Source organism: Microbacterium sp. AC026 (assembly GCF_979258475.1).
On record NZ_OZ409857.1, the window covers coordinates 3480775 to 3497545 of the forward strand.

17 protein-coding genes and 1 pseudogene are annotated in these 16771 nt (G+C 67.8%); 17 read left to right on the forward strand and 1 reads right to left on the reverse strand.

Annotated elements, in window-relative coordinates:
- Window positions 1–2 precede the first annotated feature (2 nt).
- A complete protein-coding gene (gene priA, locus ACZZ93_RS17675) occupies window positions 3–749 on the forward strand; it encodes a bifunctional 1-(5-phosphoribosyl)-5-((5-phosphoribosylamino)methylideneamino)imidazole-4-carboxamide isomerase/phosphoribosylanthranilate isomerase PriA (protein ID WP_463511672.1) in 747 nt (248 codons plus the stop codon).
- Window positions 733–1560 carry an SseB family protein gene (locus ACZZ93_RS17680; RefSeq protein ID WP_053096910.1) on the forward strand — a complete coding sequence of 276 codons (828 nt, stop codon included), beginning with the start codon at window positions 733–735 and terminating at the stop codon, window positions 1558–1560. Before priA ends, ACZZ93_RS17680 begins: the two co-directional genes overlap by 17 nt.
- 48 nt (window positions 1561–1608) lie before the next feature.
- On the opposite strand, the gene ACZZ93_RS17685 is transcribed toward ACZZ93_RS17680, so the two are convergent.
- Complete coding sequence (locus tag ACZZ93_RS17685; RefSeq protein ID WP_463511673.1) at window positions 1609–2007, reverse strand: DUF1844 domain-containing protein; 399 nt, start codon at window positions 2005–2007, stop codon at window positions 1609–1611.
- A 231-nt stretch (window positions 2008–2238) separates the two neighbouring features.
- Here ACZZ93_RS17685 and infC point away from each other — a divergent pair, with 231 nt between their 5' ends.
- The 15 genes and pseudogenes from infC to ACZZ93_RS17760 all read left to right on the forward strand — a co-directional run bounded on the left by infC (window position 2239) and on the right by ACZZ93_RS17760 (window position 16768).
- The gene (infC, locus tag ACZZ93_RS17690; RefSeq protein WP_463511767.1) at window positions 2239–2889 is read left to right on the forward strand and encodes a translation initiation factor IF-3; all 651 of its coding nucleotides are present in this window, start codon (window positions 2239–2241) and stop codon (window positions 2887–2889) included.
- 72 nt (window positions 2890–2961) lie between these two features.
- On the forward strand, window positions 2962–3156 hold the full coding sequence (gene rpmI, locus ACZZ93_RS17695) for a 50S ribosomal protein L35 (protein ID WP_017828564.1): 195 nt from the start codon (window positions 2962–2964) through the stop codon (window positions 3154–3156).
- Window positions 3157–3188: 32 nt separating this feature from the next.
- On the forward strand, window positions 3189–3575 hold the full coding sequence (gene rplT / locus ACZZ93_RS17700; protein WP_045252681.1) for a 50S ribosomal protein L20: 387 nt from the start codon (window positions 3189–3191) through the stop codon (window positions 3573–3575).
- 102 nt (window positions 3576–3677) lie between these two features.
- Entirely contained in the window at window positions 3678–4490 is an 813-nt protein-coding gene (locus ACZZ93_RS17705; RefSeq protein ID WP_295105155.1) for a TrmH family RNA methyltransferase, read from the forward strand.
- Between the two features lie 76 nt (window positions 4491–4566).
- Window positions 4567–5235: a response regulator transcription factor gene (locus ACZZ93_RS17710; RefSeq protein WP_053096904.1), complete on the forward strand. Its 669-nt coding sequence runs from the start codon at window positions 4567–4569 to the stop codon at window positions 5233–5235.
- A 6-nt stretch (window positions 5236–5241) separates the two neighbouring features.
- Window positions 5242–6618, forward strand: a complete 1377-nt coding sequence (locus ACZZ93_RS17715) for a sensor histidine kinase (RefSeq protein ID WP_463511674.1) — start codon at window positions 5242–5244, stop codon at window positions 6616–6618.
- The gene (locus tag ACZZ93_RS17720; protein ID WP_463511675.1) at window positions 6615–7595 is read left to right on the forward strand and encodes a TAXI family TRAP transporter solute-binding subunit; all 981 of its coding nucleotides are present in this window, start codon (window positions 6615–6617) and stop codon (window positions 7593–7595) included. The genes ACZZ93_RS17715 and ACZZ93_RS17720 overlap by 4 nt, the downstream gene beginning before the upstream one ends.
- A gap of 352 nt (window positions 7596–7947) precedes the next feature.
- Window positions 7948–8697, forward strand: a complete 750-nt coding sequence (locus ACZZ93_RS17725) for an amino acid ABC transporter ATP-binding protein (protein ID WP_372984152.1) — start codon at window positions 7948–7950, stop codon at window positions 8695–8697.
- 46 nt (window positions 8698–8743) lie between these two features.
- Window positions 8744–9652 (forward strand): glutamate ABC transporter substrate-binding protein, encoded by a 909-nt coding sequence (locus ACZZ93_RS17730; RefSeq protein WP_053096898.1) that lies wholly within the window; start codon window positions 8744–8746, stop codon window positions 9650–9652.
- A gap of 57 nt (window positions 9653–9709) precedes the next feature.
- A complete protein-coding gene (locus ACZZ93_RS17735) occupies window positions 9710–10366 on the forward strand; it encodes an amino acid ABC transporter permease (RefSeq protein ID WP_053096897.1) in 657 nt (218 codons plus the stop codon).
- Window positions 10363–11304 (forward strand): amino acid ABC transporter permease, encoded by a 942-nt coding sequence (locus ACZZ93_RS17740; RefSeq protein WP_053096895.1) that lies wholly within the window; start codon window positions 10363–10365, stop codon window positions 11302–11304. The genes ACZZ93_RS17735 and ACZZ93_RS17740 overlap by 4 nt, the downstream gene beginning before the upstream one ends.
- 48 nt (window positions 11305–11352) lie before the next feature.
- Window positions 11353–12393, forward strand: coding sequence for a phenylalanine--tRNA ligase subunit alpha (gene pheS / locus ACZZ93_RS17745; protein ID WP_053096893.1), 1041 nt, complete (start codon window positions 11353–11355; stop codon window positions 12391–12393).
- Window positions 12393–14896, forward strand: a pseudogene (gene pheT / locus ACZZ93_RS17750) (phenylalanine--tRNA ligase subunit beta). The gene pheS and the pseudogene pheT overlap by 1 nt, the downstream one beginning before the upstream one ends.
- 280 nt (window positions 14897–15176) lie before the next feature.
- Window positions 15177–15743, forward strand: a complete 567-nt coding sequence (locus tag ACZZ93_RS17755) for a DUF402 domain-containing protein (RefSeq protein ID WP_463511768.1) — start codon at window positions 15177–15179, stop codon at window positions 15741–15743.
- A gap of 62 nt (window positions 15744–15805) precedes the next feature.
- On the forward strand, window positions 15806–16768 hold the full coding sequence (locus tag ACZZ93_RS17760) for an NAD-dependent epimerase/dehydratase family protein (RefSeq protein ID WP_463511676.1): 963 nt from the start codon (window positions 15806–15808) through the stop codon (window positions 16766–16768).
- Window positions 16769–16771: the final 3 nt, after the last annotated feature.

A 16771-nucleotide genomic window follows, 5' to 3' on the forward strand; every position in this document is an offset into this window, starting at 1 on the left:
TCATGAACGACTTCGCGCAGTCTCCCGCTCTCACCCTTCTTCCCGCCGTCGATGTCGCCGGGGGCAAGGCCGTCCGCCTCACTCAGGGTGAGGCCGGCACCGAGACCAGCTACGGCGACCCGCTCGACGCCGCGGGGGAGTGGGTCACACAGGGGGCGAAGTGGATCCATCTCGTCGACCTCGATGCCGCTTTCGGACGCGGCAGCAACGCACCGATCCTCCGCAAGGTCATCAAGCAGTTCAAGAACGTCAACGTCGAGCTGTCCGGCGGCATCCGTGACGACGCGACGCTCGAGGCGGCTCTCGAGAGCGGCGCGACCCGCATCAACCTCGGCACGGCCGCGCTGGAGAACCCCGAGTGGGCCGCCGACGTGATCAGCCGTTACGGCGAAGCGATCGCTGTCGGACTCGACGTCCGCGGTACGACGCTGGCCGCTCGCGGGTGGACGAAGGAGGGCGGCGACCTCTGGGAGGTGCTCGAGCGCCTCGAGGATGCCGGCTGCAGCCGTTACGTCGTGACCGACGTCACCAAGGACGGGACCCTCAAGGGGCCGAACCTCGAGCTGCTGCGCGAGGTCACAGCCCGCACCCCGAAGCCCGTCGTGGCATCCGGAGGCATCTCGAACCTCGATGACATCGTGGCGCTCCGCGAACTGGTGCCGCTGGGCGTCGAAGGCGCCATCGTCGGCAAGGCACTCTACGCCGGCGCGTTCACGCTGGCTGAGGCGCTGGATGTCGCAGGGGACTGACGACGCCGGGGACCACGGTCCCCACGACCGTCATGGGTCGCACGAGCACCCGTCCAGCGATCGGGGCGACTCGGCCGGTGTGCCCTGGGAGGGCCGCAGCTTCCAGTCGAACCCTCATGCCGCCGACGACGGATCGGCCGACCCGGTTCTGCTCGACGCGCTGCTGCGTTTTCGGGCGGGCGACGGTGCTCAGACCGAGGTCGTCGACGCGTTCCGTTCGGCGCGGGTCCTGATCCCGCTCATCGCCGAGAAGGGCGAGGAGGGCGTGGCGCCGAGCGGTCTCGCTGTCGACAAGACTCAGGAGCTCTCGATCGTGACGGTCGCGGCTCCCGACGGTCGTCGCGTGCAGCCGGTGTTCTCGTCGGTCGAGGCGATGCAGCGCTGGGACGCGACGGCCCGTCCGATCCCGGTGGAAGCCGTGCGCGCCGCTCTCGCAGCGTCGGCGGAGGAGACGGATCTGATCGTTCTCGACCCGACGTCGGACACCGAGTTCGTCCTCCGTCGTCCCGCGGTGTGGGCAGTCGCGCAGGGTCATCGGTGGGAGCCGAGCTTCCTCTCGCCCGAGGTCTTCACTGCTCTGCAGGAGAGTGTCGCGCATGAACTCGCCGTGATCGACGTCGCCGTCGCGGCCGGAGACCCGGACGCTCGTCTGCGCGGACCGGAACTGATCGTCATCCTCGAGCTGGTCGACGGGCTCGAGCGCGAGGTGCTCGACGCCGTGCTCGCGCGCCTGGCGCAGCGGTGGGCGGCGGATGATCGTATCGCGGTGCTCGCCGACTCTCTCACCGTGAAGCTGCGTCGCTCGGCCTGACCGGCTCGGTGCTGCCACCGACCGGTCAGCCGCAGCGGCCGGCAGTCCCTAGTTGACCGGGCCTGTCCACTTCTCGCCCGGACCCTTGCCGATCGGGTCGGGAATGGTCGACGCCTCGCGGAACGCGAGCTGCAGCGAGCGCAGCCCGTCTCGGAGGGACCGCGCGTGCATGTCGCTGATCTCCGGTGCGCCGGCGGTGATCAGCCCGGCGAGGGCGTTGATGAGCTTGCGCGCCTCATCGAGGTCGAGCTGCTGCGCCGCGTGCGGGTCGTCGGCGAGGCCGAGCTTGACCGCCGCGGCACTCATGAGGTGGACGGCTGCGGTCGTGATGACCTCGACCGCCGGCACATCGGCGATGTCCCGCGTGGCGGAGGACGCCGCCTCCTCCTGCCGTGCCCAGCGCTCTTCGCGCTCGCGTGCAGCCTCATCCGATGCCTGGTTCGTCACTTCGCCTTGCCTTCTGTTAGACTTTGTCGGGCTCCGGAGCGTCATGCTCCGGTACGAAAGAGGATTCACTTCCCACCCGCGCTTGCCGTTCCAGGCTACCGGGTCTTGCACTCCACCGGATCGCGTCGTCAGACGGGGTCCGGCAGGCAGGGTGCGGAGCCGGCGTCTGAATGCCGGTGGGTGGGACGATTCTGATTTCGCCCGGGGTGCTGACAGCATCCTGGTGGCCGAATCCCATCGTCTAAGGAGCTACGCATCAGCGATCCCCGCACCAATGAGCGCATCCGCGTCCCCGAGGTCCGCCTCGTCGGTCCCGCGGGTGAGCAGATCGGCGTCGTCCGCATCGAGGCGGCGCTGCGCCTTGCGCAGGAAGCAGATCTCGACCTCGTCGAGGTCGCGCCCAACTCGAAGCCGCCCGTGGTCAAGATCATGGACTACGGCAAGTTCAAGTACGAAGCCGCCCAGAAGGAGAAGGAAGCTCGCCGCAACCAGGCGAACACCATCCTCAAAGAGGTCCGCTTCCGCCTGAAGATCGAGGCGCACGACTACACGACGAAGCTCAAGCGCGCCGAGGGCTTCCTCAAGGCCGGCGACAAGGTGAAGGCCATGATCCTGTTCCGTGGTCGCGAGCAGTCGCGTCCCGAGCAGGGCGTCCGTCTCCTCCGCAAGTTCGCCGAGGATGTCGCCGAGCTCGGAACCGTCGAGTCGAACCCGACCATCGACGGCCGCAACATGGTCATGATCGTGGCTCCGCTCAAGAGCAAGTCCGAGGCGAAGCAGGAGCAGAATGCGGTTCGCGACGCCCAGCGCGCAGCGAACAAGCAGGCCGCCCGCGAAGCCAAGACCGAGGCCGACGAGCCGGCCGAGGCCGCAGCGGAATAACTCCCGCCCCCAGACTCCCGCACCGCGGGTTGACACCGTCGCCTGAGAAGGCGCCATACGAAGGAAGAGAAGATGCCGAAGCAGAAGACCCACTCGGGTGCTAAGAAGCGCTTCAAGATCACCGGCAGCGGCAAGCTGAAGAAGCAGCAGGCCGGAATGCGCCACAACCTCGAGCACAAGTCGAGCCGTCGCACCCGCCGCCTCAACCAGGACCAGGTGCTGTCGAAGGCTGACACCAAGGTCGCGAAGAAGCTTCTCGGTCGCTGACGCGCCCGAACGCACGATAGGAACACAGGAAAATGGCAAGAGTCAAGCGGGCGGTAAACGCCCACAAGAAGCGTCGGGTCATCCTCGAGCGCGCCTCCGGCTACCGCGGTCAGCGTTCGCGCCTCTACCGCAAGGCCAAAGAGCAGGTCATCCACTCGCTGGTCTACTCGTACCGTGACCGTCGCAAGCGCAAGGGCGACTTCCGTCGTCTCTGGATCCAGCGCATCAACGCCGCTGCACGCCAGAACGGCATCACGTACAACCGCTTCATCCAGGGCCTCGGTCTCGCGGGTGTCACCGTCGACCGTCGCATGCTCGCCGACCTCGCGGTCAACGACGCAGCGACCTTCACGACGCTGGTCGAGACGGCGAAGAAGGCTCTGCCTTCCGACGTCAACGCCCCGAAGTCGGCTGCGTAAGCAGCTCTTCACGACAGAGGACGCTCTCCTTCGGGAGGGCGTCCTCTGTCGTTCGCCCGGCGTTTGCGCAGGAACGGTCCTGCCGTTCTCTAGACTGTGAACGTGCTGGAGAACCCCCGTTCGCCCCGAGTCCGTGCCGTCGCCAAGCTGACCAAGCGCAGCGCGCGCGCCGAGACAGGGCTCTACCTCCTCGAAGGTCCCCAGGCGGTTCGCGAGGCGCTGACCTATAGTCCTGAGGCGATCGTGGAGCTGTTCGCGACCCCGACCGGCTGGGAGAAGCATCCGGACATCCGCGCGAAGGCATCGGATGCCGGCATCGACGTGGAGTACGTCACGGAGTACGTGCTGAACGCGATGGCCGACACAGTCACTCCGCAGGGGCTGGTGGCCGTCGTCCGGCAGGCGCCCACGTCGGTGCGGGACATCTTCGCGGCATCCCCCCGTCTGGTGGCGATCTGCGAGGAGATCAGGGACCCGGGAAACCTCGGCACGATCATCAGGGCCGCCGATGCGGCGGGAGCCGACGCCGTCGTGCTGACGGGTCGCACGGTCGACCCCTACAACCCGAAGGTCGTGCGCGCCACGACAGGTTCGCTGTTCCATCTGCCCGTGTCCGTGGGCGCAGAGCTCTCGGATGTGGTCGAGAAGGCTCACGCCGCCGGACTCCGGATTCTGGCCGCGGACGTCAAGGGCGAGGATCTTCTTCATGCGCGGGCGGACGGAGTGCTCGCCGAGCCTACGGCGTGGCTGTTCGGCAATGAGGCGCGCGGTCTCGAGGACGAGGCGCTCGCGCAGGCCGACCAGGTGCTGAAGCTGCCGATCTTCGGCCGCGCCGAATCCTTGAACCTCGCCACGGCAGCGAGCGTCTGCCTGTACGAGAGCGCGTTCGCGCAGCGGGCGGCATCCTCGGCCTGATCCCCGGCGGACGAGCGGCCGCCCGTCCTGCTGGTAGGTTTGTCCCTGCTCGAGCGGAGAAGGGGACCCAGGGTCGATGCAGATTCTGATCGTGGAGGACGACGAGCGTGTCGCCGCTGCACTCGAGGCCTTCCTCGCGCGATCCGGGTACGCCACCGTGCGAGCTGCGGACGGAGCCTCCGCGCTGCAGGAACTGGGTGCGGACACCGAGGTGGTGCTCCTCGACCTCGGTCTGCCCGATGTCGACGGCATCGATCTCTGCCGTCGGATCCGCGCACGCTCCGAGGTGCCGATCGTGATCGTCACCGCACGCAACCAGGTCACGGAGCGCATCAGAGGGTTGCGTGCCGGCGCTGACGATTTCGTCGTCAAGCCCTACGACGTCCACGAGCTCCTCGCCCGGATCGAGGCGGTCACACGACGCTCTCGACCCGTGCGGCCGGAATCCGAGGCGCGCGTACGTCTGCAGGATGGCGAGATCGAGATCGACCTCGTCGCCAGGCAGGTGATCATCGGACGCGCTCCCATCGAACTCACTCGCAAGGAATTCGACATCGTGGCGGTGCTCGCCCGGTACCCCGGCGTCGCCGTGCCGAAGGAGAGACTCATCCGCGAGGTCTGGAACACCGACTGGCGCGGCTTCGGGCACTCGCTCGAGGTGCACGTCGGCGCGATCCGCAAGAAGGCGGGTCAGCGGCATCTGATCGAGACCGTGCGCGGTGTCGGCTATCGGTTGGCCGGGTAGCGTTCGATGCGCAGACGTCTCGTCGTCGTCTTCCTGGTGCCGCTCGTCGCCATCCTGCTGTCGTTGGGCGGCGCCACGGCGTGGAGCGCGACCCGCAGCATCCAGCAGGCCTTCTACACCGAGCAGCTCGGTGACCTCGGGTATTTCGTGACCAGCGCGCGGCAGGCGCTGCGGTCGGGCAGCGCGACGGTGATCGATGCGGAGGTCGCCCGCTTCCACGAGGTGTACGGGATCGATGTGATCGTCTTCGATCTTTCCGGTGGGGTGTGGTCAGCGCGCGACGGCGGCGGCGAAGTCCTGTCAGAGGACGATGCCGCACGGGTCGGCCTCGCGCTCTCGGGGCGCCGCGCCGAGGCGCCCGAGCCGGTGTTCCCCTGGATCGCGGCAGAGTCCTCGCTCGTCGAGCCGGTCTTCGACGACGGAGACGTGATCGGCGCCGTGATGCTCTCCGCGGACGTCGAGGCGCCACGGACCCAGATCCTGCAGCAGATTCTTGTGCTGACGGTCGTGTCGATCGTCTCGATCGGACTCGGCGTGCTCCTCGTCTTCCAACTCGCCCGGTGGGTGCTCTCTCCGGTCCGACGTCTCGATGAGGCGATGATCGCGATCGAACGCGGCGAGATGGATGCGAGGGTCGCGGAGGACACGGGGCCTCCTGAGCTACGCCGGATGACGCGCGTGTTCAACGGCATGGCGGATGAGATCGAGCGCGTCATGACGCGTCAGCAGGAGTTCGCCCTGAACGCCTCGCACGAGCTCCGCAATCCCCTCAACGCGCTGCTGCTGCGTGTCGAGCACCTCTCGACCGGTCTCGGAGCCGACTGGAAGGACGACGTCGAGGAGACGAGAGAGGAAGGGCGCCGGATGGCTCGCATCCTCGAGACGCTCCTCGGACTCGCGCGCGGCGGACGCGCCGACACGACGATCTCAGCCGTCGACCTGACCACGCTCGCCACCCGCCGCGCAGACGCCTGGAGCGAGGTCGCGTCACAGCGACGCGTCCGGATGATCTCGACAGGAGCGGGCCCGGTGATGAGCATCACCGACCGCACGATCGTCGAGAGCGCGCTCGACGCCGTCATCGACAATGCGGTGAAGTTCTCGCCCGCCGAGTCGGCCGTCGAGGTCGACGCGCACCGCAGCGGTGGACTCTGCGTGCTGACAGTCCGCGACCACGGCCCCGGGCTGACGCGAGAGCAGGCCGCGAACGCCGCCGACCGATTCTGGCGCAGCGACGACAGCGGCGGGGTTCCGGGGTCAGGGCTCGGCCTCGCGATAGCGACCGACCTCTTGGAATCGATCGGCGGCGAGCTGCGGGTCGATACGCCGGACGACGGCGGGCTGCTGGTGTCGCTGATGCTGCCGGACGGAGCCGAGGGATGAGCGGGCGGGAGAGCCGCCGCGCATGGTGGCGCAGAGGGGTGGCGACGGCATGCGTGCTGCTGCTCGCCGCCACGAGCAGCGCGTGCAGCGCTCGATCGACGGAGTGGAACGACTCTGCCTACGAGATCGCCGGTGGGGGATCCAACGGGGTCTATTACGCCTACGGCGACGAACTCGCTCGGGAGCTGTCGGAGTCCTTGGGCATCCGCGTGTCGGCAGCCGAGACCGCCGGGTCCGTCGACAACCTCCTGCGGGTGAGCTCGGGGGAGGCCCTCCTCGGCTTCGCGCAAGGGGATGCCGCTGCCGACGCCGTCGCCGGAGTGGGAGCGTTCGACGAGCCCATGCCGGTGCAGGCTGTCGCTCGCCTGTACGACGAGTACCTCCACGTGGTCGTACGCGCGGATTCGGACATCGCCGCCCTCGGCGACCTTGCGGGCAGGACGGTGTCGCTCGGGGCCGAGAATTCCGGCGTCAATGTGATCGCGGCGCGAGCACTCGACGCCGCCGACGTCGACGTCGCGACGATCACGGATCCCCGGCTCGATCTCGGTGAGTCGATCAGCGCGCTCGAGAGATCCGAGATCGACGGATTCTTCTGGGTCGGCGGCATCCCGACACCGGGCATCGCGGAGCTCGCGACGACGACGCCCGTGCGGCTGGTGCCGATCGAGCAGACATGGGTCACCGCGATCAACGCTCGATACTCCGATGCGTATCGGCAGTCCGACTTCCCCGTCGGGCTCTATGGACTCGACGAGTCCGCGCCCACGATGGCGGTGCCGAACTATCTGGTCACCTCGTCCGACACTCCGGACGGCGTCGTACGGGACGTCCTCACGAGCCTCTTCACGGTCCGCACCGATATCGCGCAGCGGGTTCCGGTCGCGTCCCTGCTCGACCGCAGGCAGGCGATCTTCACGCGGCCGGTCGACCTGCATCCAGGGGCCGTCGAGTACTACCGGGACCAGCGGGACTGAGGCCTCAAGAAATCCTCAAGAAGTCTCATTCCGGCATGTCACTCTGCCAATGTGGGGGTCGATCGCGCTCGATTCAACGGAGAATTCAGATGCCACAGAGTCCACGCCCCTCATTGAGGCGCGGACTCGGCCATTCTCCGGAGTCGTCCTGCGATCGGATCCGGTCGGAGGCTTGCTGCCACGTTCTACTCGGGGGAGGAACGGAGCAGCAGGGACGCCCCCACGGTCCGCGGGGGCGGACCGTGGGGCACTCCGGTTATCGGGCGGGATCGGCCCCATCGCGTGGTTACGAACGTGTAAATGTCGACGCATCACTGTGGAGCCACGTGAGCGACCTGGCTAGTTTGGAGAAATGATGACCACCGGTAAGCCCCTCGTCGTTGTCGACAACGTCCAGAAGCACTACGGCGACTTCCAGGCGCTCACGGATATCGACCTCACGGTGAACGCCGGCGAGGTCGTCGTGGTGATCGGTCCCTCAGGCTCGGGCAAGTCGACACTGTGTCGCACGATCAACCGCCTCGAGACGATCACGAGCGGCACGATCAGCATCGACGGCAAGGCGCTCCCCGCTGAGGGAAAGGGCCTCGCGCATCTGCGAGCAGACGTCGGCATGGTGTTCCAGTCGTTCAACCTCTTCGCGCACCTCACGATCCTCGAGAACGTGACGCTCGGCCCGATCAAGGTCCGCGGCATGAAGAAGGCCGATGCCGACAAGGAGGCGATGATGCTTCTCGAGCGCGTCGGCGTCGCCCAGCAGGCCTCGAAGCTTCCCGCACAGCTCTCCGGCGGACAGCAGCAGCGCGTCGCGATCGCCCGCGCTCTCGCCATGCAGCCCAAGGTCATGCTCTTCGACGAGCCGACCAGCGCGCTCGACCCCGAGATGATCAACGAGGTCCTCGACGTCATGGTGGAGCTCGCCCGTGACGGCATGACGATGATCGTCGTGACCCACGAGATGGGCTTCGCTCGCAAGGCCGCCAACCGGGTCGTGTTCATGGCCGACGGCAAGATCGTCGAGGAGGCGACGCCTGAGGAGTTCTTCACGAACCCGAAGAGCGACCGCGCCAAGGACTTCCTCTCCAAGCTCCTCACGCACTGACGAGCCTCACAGACCTTTGCACACACAGCACACGAAGGAGACGCACATGCGACGCACACGGACACTGGCAGGAATCGGGATCGCGACGGTTGCACTGTTCGCGCTGACGGCCTGCAACAGCGGCAGCCCGTCCAGCCCCGGCGCCGGAACCGGCGGCGAAGAGAGCGAGGACTCCACCTGGTTCGAGGTCGCTGACGACGTCCAGCTCGAGGGCAGCCCGACGTTCGACGCCATCCAGGAGCGCGACAAGGTGATCGTCGGCGTCAAGGAGGACCAGCCCGGGCTCGGCTACCTCGATGTCACGACCGGAGAGCGCACCGGCTTCGACGTCGACATCGCACGGTGGATCGCCGCATCCCTGGGCTACGACGAGGACAAGATCGAGTTCAAGCCGATCGCTTCGGCGAACCGCGAGCAGGCGATCACCAACGGTGACATCGACTACTACGTCGGCACCTACTCGATCAACGACAAGCGCAAGGAGCTCATCGACTTCGCGGGTCCCTACTTCATCACCGGTCAGGGACTCCTGGTCGCCGCCGACGCGGACGACGCCGAGGCTCTCGAGGACTTCAACGGCAAGACCGTCTGCTCGGCGACCGGCTCGACGCCGATCCAGAACATCAAGGCGAACTTCCCCGAGATCAAGACGCAGGAGTACGACCTGTACTCCGCCTGCGTCCAGGACCTCATCGACGGCAAGGTCGACGCCGTGACCACCGACCAGGCGATCCTGATCGGCTACGCGGCCCAGTACCCGGATGACGTCAAGGTGACCGGCGGCCTCTTCACCGAGGAGCGCTACGGTGTCGGCCTCACGAAGGGCGACGACGCGCTGCGCACGCACATCAACGAGCTCTTCACCGACGGTGGCGACATCTGGCAGGCGATCTTCGACGCGAACCTCGGTTCCAGCGGCATCGAGGTCGAACAGCCCGAGGTCGACGCGTACTGATCGACATGGGCGGCCCCCTCAGGGGCCGCCCATTCACTCTGAAGAAGGGAGGGTGGCGTGGACGTCATCTTCGGCAACCTCGACCTGTGGGGACAGGCGATCAGCAACACGCTGATCGTGTTCTTCGCGGGCGGGATCATCGCACTGATCCTGGGTCTGATCGTCGGGGCCATGCGTGTCTCCCCGGTGCCCATCGCCCGCGGCGTCGGCACGGTGTACGTGAACACCGTGCGCAACACCCCGCTCACCCTCGTGTTCTTCTTCTTCATCTTCGGGTACCCGCAACTCGGGTTGCCCGAACTGTCGAACCTCGTGCTCGGCATCCTCGCCATCGGCATCTACACGGCGACCTATGTGGCCGAGGTCCTGAGGGCGGGTATCAACACGGTGCCCGTCGGTCAGGCCGAGGCCGCGCGGGCCATCGGACTTCCCTTCGGACAGGTGATGGGTCTCGTGATCCTGCCGCAGGCGTTCCGCTCGGTCGTCCCGCCGATGATGAGCGTCTTCATCGCACTCCTGAAGAACACGACCGTCGCAGCCGGGTTCTCCGTCGCTGAGCTCGCGGCTCTCCGGTCGACCATCAACGATTCGGCCGACCGTCCGGGCAACCCGATGGAGGTCCTGCTCTGGGTCGCCGTCGTGTTCGTCGCCCTGGTGCTGCTGTTGAGCTGGCTGCAGCGATATCTCGAGAACCGTTGGAGGATCGCGCGATGAGCTCTGTACTGTACGACGTCCCCGGACCCCGGGCGATCGCCCGCAACCGGATCATCGCGGTCGCCACCGTCGTCCTCGTCCTGGCCGCCATCGGCTTCATCGTGCTCCGCATGGTGGAGACAGGCCAGTTCTCGGCGGAGAAGTGGTACGTGTTCACGTTCTCCAACGTGTGGATGGGTATCTTCAAGGCCCTGGGCAACACGCTCGCCGCCTTCGCGCTCGCCGCCGTCCTCAGCGTCGTCCTCGGCTTCGTGCTGGCCATCGGGCGGCTCTCCGAGCACGCGTGGGTGCGGATCCCCGTGACAGCCGTCACCGAGCTCTTCCGTGCCGTTCCGGTGCTGGTGTTCATGATGCTGCTCTACTACGGGCTCCCCGTGGTCGGAATCAAGATGGATCCCTACTGGGCCGTCGTGATCGCACTGATGGCCTACAACGGCTCCGTGCTCGCCGAGGTGCTGAGGGCCGGCATCGAGTCTCTGCCTCGGGGGCAGAAAGAAGCGGGCTATGCGATCGGACTCCGCAAGAGCGGCGTGATGCGTCTCATCCTCCTGCCGCAGGCGATCCGGGCGATGCTCCCGGTGATCGTCGCGCAGCTGGTCGTCACGATGAAGGACACCGCTCTGGGCTTCATCATCACCTACCCCGAGCTGCTGTACTACGCGAAGCAGCTGACGTCGCAGCAGGGTCGCCCGATCCTGCAGTCGGCCTTCGTCATCGGCGGCATCTACATCGTCATGTGCCTCATCCTGTCGGGCATCGCGAAGTGGGTCGAGATCCAGACCCGCCGCTCGCCGAAGGTGAAGGCGATCCACGCGGCAGAGGATCCCCGCCAGCACGGCGACGGCACCGACACCGAGCTCATCACCCTGCAGCGCGGGGGCAGCGGCTTCGGCGGCACCGGTGGTGTAGGCGGGCTGGACAGCTCCGATCCGAAGTGATGTCCACCGGCGCGGGGCGACCGCCTCGCGCCGGTAGACTCCTGTCTCGTGTCTGAGTCTCCCGAAATCACCCCGGAAGCGGTCGAAGCCGCCGTGGCGGCCGCGCTCGAAGCGATCGCCGCAGCCGCCGATACGACCGAACTGAAAGCCGCTCGCGCCGCGCACGTCGCCGACGGATCGCCGCTCGCCGTCCTGAACGCCTCGATGCGTCAGGTCGCCCCCGAGAACAAGGCCGCCTTCGGCAAGCTCGTCGGCCAGGGCCGCGGTCAGGTCACCAAGGCCCTCGCCGCCAAGGAGGAGGAGCTCGCCGCCGCGGAGGTCGCTGAGCGCCTCGAGGCCGAGCGGCTGGACATCACGGCGATCCCCTCGCGCACACGCGTCGGCGCCCGGCATCCGCTGACCCTGCTGAGCGAGCAGATCTCCGACATCTTCGTGGGCATGGGCTGGGAGATCGCGGAAGGACCCGAACTCGAGCACGAGTGGTTCAACTTCGACGCTCTGAACTTCGACGTCGACCACCCCGCCCGTCAGGAACAGGACACCTTCTACGTCGACCCGCCATCGCGCCATCTCGTCATGCGCACGCACACGAGCCCCGTGCAGGTGCGCTCGATGCTCGACCGCGAGGTGCCGATCTACGTGCTCTGCCCCGGCCGCGTGTACCGCACCGACGAGTTCGACGCGACGCACCTCCCCGTCTTCACCCAGTTCGAAGGACTCGTCGTCGACAAGGGCATCTCGATGGCGCATCTCAAGGGAACGCTCGACCACGTCGCGCGTCAGCTCTTCGGCCCCGAGGCCAAGACGCGCTTCCGCACGAACTTCTTCCCCTTCACCGAGCCGTCGGCCGAGCTCGACCTCTGGCACCCCACCTTCAAGGGCGGCGCCCGTTGGATCGAGTGGGGCGGCTGCGGCATGATCAACCCGAACGTGCTCCGCGCGGCGGGGATCGATCCCGACGTCTACAGCGGCTTCGCGTTCGGAATGGGCGTCGAGCGGGGACTCATGTTCCGCAGCGATGTGCAGGACATGCGGGACATGGCAGAGGGCGATGTCCGTTTCAGCGAGCAGTACGGGATGGTGGTGTGATGCGCGTCCCGCTTTCGTGGCTGCGTGAGTACGTCGATCTGGCAGCGGATACGACACCGGAAGACGTCCTCGCAGCGCTCGTGACCGTCGGATTCGAGGAGGAGGACGTCCACCGCTTCGAGATCTCGGGTCCCGTCGTCGTCGGACAGGTCGTCTCGCTCGAGGCGGAGCCGCAGTCCAACGGCAAGACGATCAACTGGTGCCAGGTCGATGTCGGTGAGACGAACGGCGGAATCCGTGGAATCGTCTGCGGCGCGCACAACTTCGTCGCGGGTGACAAGGTCGTCGTGACGCTTCCCGGTGCAGTGCTGCCGGGGCCGTTCCCGATCGCCGCCCGCAAGACCTACGGGCACGTGTCCGACGGCATGATCGCCTCTGCGCGTGAGCTGGGGCTCGGCGACGAACACAACGGCATCCTCGTCCTCGCGGACCTCGGTATCGATGCACCCGTCGGCACAGACGCCATCAGCCTGCTCGGACTCGACGATGTCGCGGTCGAGATCAACGTCACGCCCGACCGCGGGTACGCGTTCTCGCTGCGCGGTGTCGCCCGCGAGTACTCCCACGCGACCGGAGCACCGTTCCGCGACCCGGCCGAGCGCGACTTCACCGAGCTCCAGCCGGGCGCCGGTCACACGGCGATCGTCGACGATGCAGCCCCCGTACGCGGCCGCGTCGGCGCGAGCGAGTTCGTCACCCGCGTCGTCCGCGACGTCGACCCGTCGCGCCCCACCCCGCCGTGGATGATCGCGCGGCTGTCGCTCGCCGGCATGCGCTCGCTCGGCATCCTGATCGACATCACCAACTACGTGATGCTCGAATTGGGGCAGCCGCTGCACGGATACGACCTCGACAGGCTCTCCGGCGGCATCACCGTGCGTCGTGCGACGGCCGGTGAGACGATGACGACCCTCGACGGCCAGGAGCGGAAGCTCCACGTCGAGGACCTCCTGATCACCGACGAGTCGGGTCCGATCGGTCTCGCCGGCGTCATGGGCGGCGGCACGACCGAGATGAGCGACACGACGCACAACGTGCTGATCGAGGCCGCGACCTTCGACCCTGTGACGATCGCCCGCACCGCACGCCGTCACAAGCTGCCCAGCGAGGCATCCAAGCGGTTCGAGCGCGGTGTCGACCCGCTCGTGCCGTTCGTGGCCGCCCGCCGTGCAGCCGACCTGATGGTCGAATTCGCCGGCGGCGCGCTCACCGACGAGGGCGGCGCTCTGTTCGCCGAGGTCTTCGTCGCGGACATCGACCTCCCGCGCGGATTCGTGCAGGGGCTCATCGGCGTCGACTACTCCGACGACGAGATCGCCGGCGCGCTCACGACCATCGGCGCAGAGGTCTCCGGGTCGGATGCCGGGTGGACCGTGATCCCGCCGACCTGGCGTCCCGACCTCACCGACAAGTGGTCTCTCGCCGAAGAGGTCGCTCGCATCCACGGTCTCGACCGCATCCCGTCGGTGCTGCCGACGCCGCCGTCCGGCCGCGGGCTCACCGCACACCAGCAGGGTCGTCGCCGCGTCGCCGACGCGCTGGCGGCTGCCGGTCTCGTCGAGACGCCCTCATTCCCCTTCACGACGGAGGCGGAGAACGACCTGCACGGCTCGGCGTCGGGAGAGCATCTGCCCAGCATCCGGCTCGCGAACCCGCTCGACGGCTCCGCTCCGTTCCTGCGTCGATCGCTGGTCCCCGGGCTTCTGCAGACCGCGCACCGCAACATCTCGCGCGGCCTCACGGACCTCGCGCTGTTCGAGACCGGAGTCGTGTTCCTGCCCGAGCCGGGTGTCGAGTACGGCACGGACGAGGTGCCGCCGCTCGGCGAGCGTCCGTCGGACGACACGCTCGCCGAGCTGAACGCGTCGATCCCACCGCAGCACCGCCATGTCGCGGCGCTGTTCACGGGCAACGTCGTGACCAAGCAGCCGGGACGCGCCGTGGAGCCCTACGGGCTCTCCGAGGCGCTCGACGCCGCCAGAGTCATCGCGGCTGCAGCCGGAGTCGACCTCGATGTGGTGCAGGGGCAGCGCGCGGCGCTGCACCCCGGACGCACCGGCGTGCTCTCCGTCGGCGACGTCGAGATCGGATACGTCGGCGAGCTCCACCCCGAGGTCGCCGCCGGAGCAGACCTTCCCGGTCGTGCCATCGTGCTCGAGCTCGACCTCGACGAGGTCATCGCGCTCGGCGGGAACCGTGCGGTCGCCGCCTCGTTGTCGACCTTCCCCGCTGCGACACAGGACGTGTCGCTGGTGGTCGGCGCTGATGTGCCGGCGGGCGACGTGCGCGCTGCGCTCACCGAGGGCGCCGGTGCGCTTCTCGAGTCGATCCGCCTCGTCGACGACTACCGGGGGACGGCGTCGCGGATGGTCAGAAGAGTCTCACCTTCGCGCTGCGCTTCCGCGCGGACGACCGCACGCTCACCGCAGCCGAGGCGACAGAGGCGAAGCTCGCGGGTGTCTCTGTCGCAGCTGAGCGCTTCGACGCGACCCTGCGCGACTGAAGCTCCGCCTGAACCGACCCGCACGCGGACCGCACTCGAACGGTGCGGTCCGCGTGCGCGTGCTCTCGGGATGCTGCCGACGCCGCCGAGCCGACCTGAGCGCGGTGGACCTGCGAGGTACCGTGTCGGGATGAGCATCCTGCCCCACAGCACTCCCGCGGCGGTTCCCGATGGTGTCCGACCGATGGGTGAAGCGCCGTTCCTCGAACCCGGCGACCAGATCTCCTGGCACTACCGCAAGCCCGGCTGGCAGCCCGGCGATGCGTCGACCATCACGCCCATGCGGGTGGTCCGCGACGATGAACGCGGTCTGGTGGCATGGCTCGCTCCGGGCACGCTCCAGGAGGGACAGGGCACTCCGGCGGGCGAGCGCATCCGGACCGTTCCGCTCGAGCGTCGGTGGCTCGATCCGCGTACCCGGATCGTGGAGGAGTGGTGGGGCAACGGCATCCTCCGCATCGCTCCGGCCGGTGTGGCGTGGTCGGTGTGGCTGTTCTGGAGCGATGTGAGCGGTCCCGAGTGGGAGTTCGCCGGGTGGTACGTGAATCTCGAGAACGCGCATCTGCGCACCGACCGCGACACGTATTCGTCGGATCACATCCTCGACGTGGAGATCCAGGCGGACGGTCAGGTGCACCTCAAGGACGAGGACGAGGTGATCGCGGCCGTCGAGCAGGGACGTCTCACCTCTGAGCAGGCCGCGCAGATCGAACGACACGCGGACGCGGCGATCGAGTCCTTCCATCACGGTGACTGGCCGTTCGACGCCGAATGGCGCGACTGGCGCCCGGATCCCTCGTGGACGGTCCCGGAACTGTCCGGCCTGTCGGATCTTCGCACGAGCTGACCGGCATCCGCCCTGAGCGGAAGACCCTTCCCCTCGCGCGGCGAAGATGGTGGCATGGGGTCATGACGGATGTTCTGATCCTCGGCGGCACCGGCTGGCTGTCCGGCCGCATCGCCAGACGGCTGCTCCTGAGCGGGGCGACGGTGATGTGTCTGGCGCGCGGAGGACGCCCGTCTCCGGAGGGCGCGAGCCTGGTGCTGGCCGATCGTGACGCGGCGGACGCCTACGATACAGTGTCCGGTCGAGAGTGGGATCACGTGATCGACGTCTCGTCGAACGCGGCCCACGTCTCCGCTGCGGTCGCGGCACTCGGTGAGCGAGCGGGCCGCTGGACGTACGTCTCGTCGATGTCGGCATACTCCGACGAGGAGACCGTCGGTGCAGACGAGTCGGCGACGCTGCATCCGCCGGCTGAGAGGGGAGACGACGAGTACGGCCGGCAGAAGGTGGCCGCCGAGGACGCCGTGCGTGAACTAGGCGACCGCACCCTGATCGTGCGCCCGGGATTGATCGTCGGGGCGGACGACCCGAGCGATCGATTCGGGTACTGGGCTGCCGCTTTTCTGCGTGCCGAGGACGGTCCCGTGCTGGTTCCGCCTGTCGAGGGGCGAGACGTGCAGGTGATCGACGTCGACGACCTGTCAGAGTTCGTCACCACCACGAGGGCCACCGGTGTGATCAACACGATCGGCGATCGGCATCGGCTGAGCGAGGTCCTCGATGCCGTGCGCAGACGTGCGGGGCACCGGGGAGACACGGTCGCGGCATCTGACGCCTGGCTCGTCGAGCACGGTGTGGCGTATTGGGCGGGGGAGCGGTCGCTGCCGCTGTGGCTGCCGAGCGAGATGACCGGATTCATGACCAGGTCGAACGCCCGCTACCGCGCGGCAGGAGGTCGGCTTCGTCCGCTCGACGAGACGATCGCCGCCGTGGTCGATGACGAGCAGGCGCGCGGCGTCGATCGGGACCGGCGGGCAGGGCTCACTCGCGCCGACGAACTCGCGCTGTTGCAGCTGATCGACTGATCG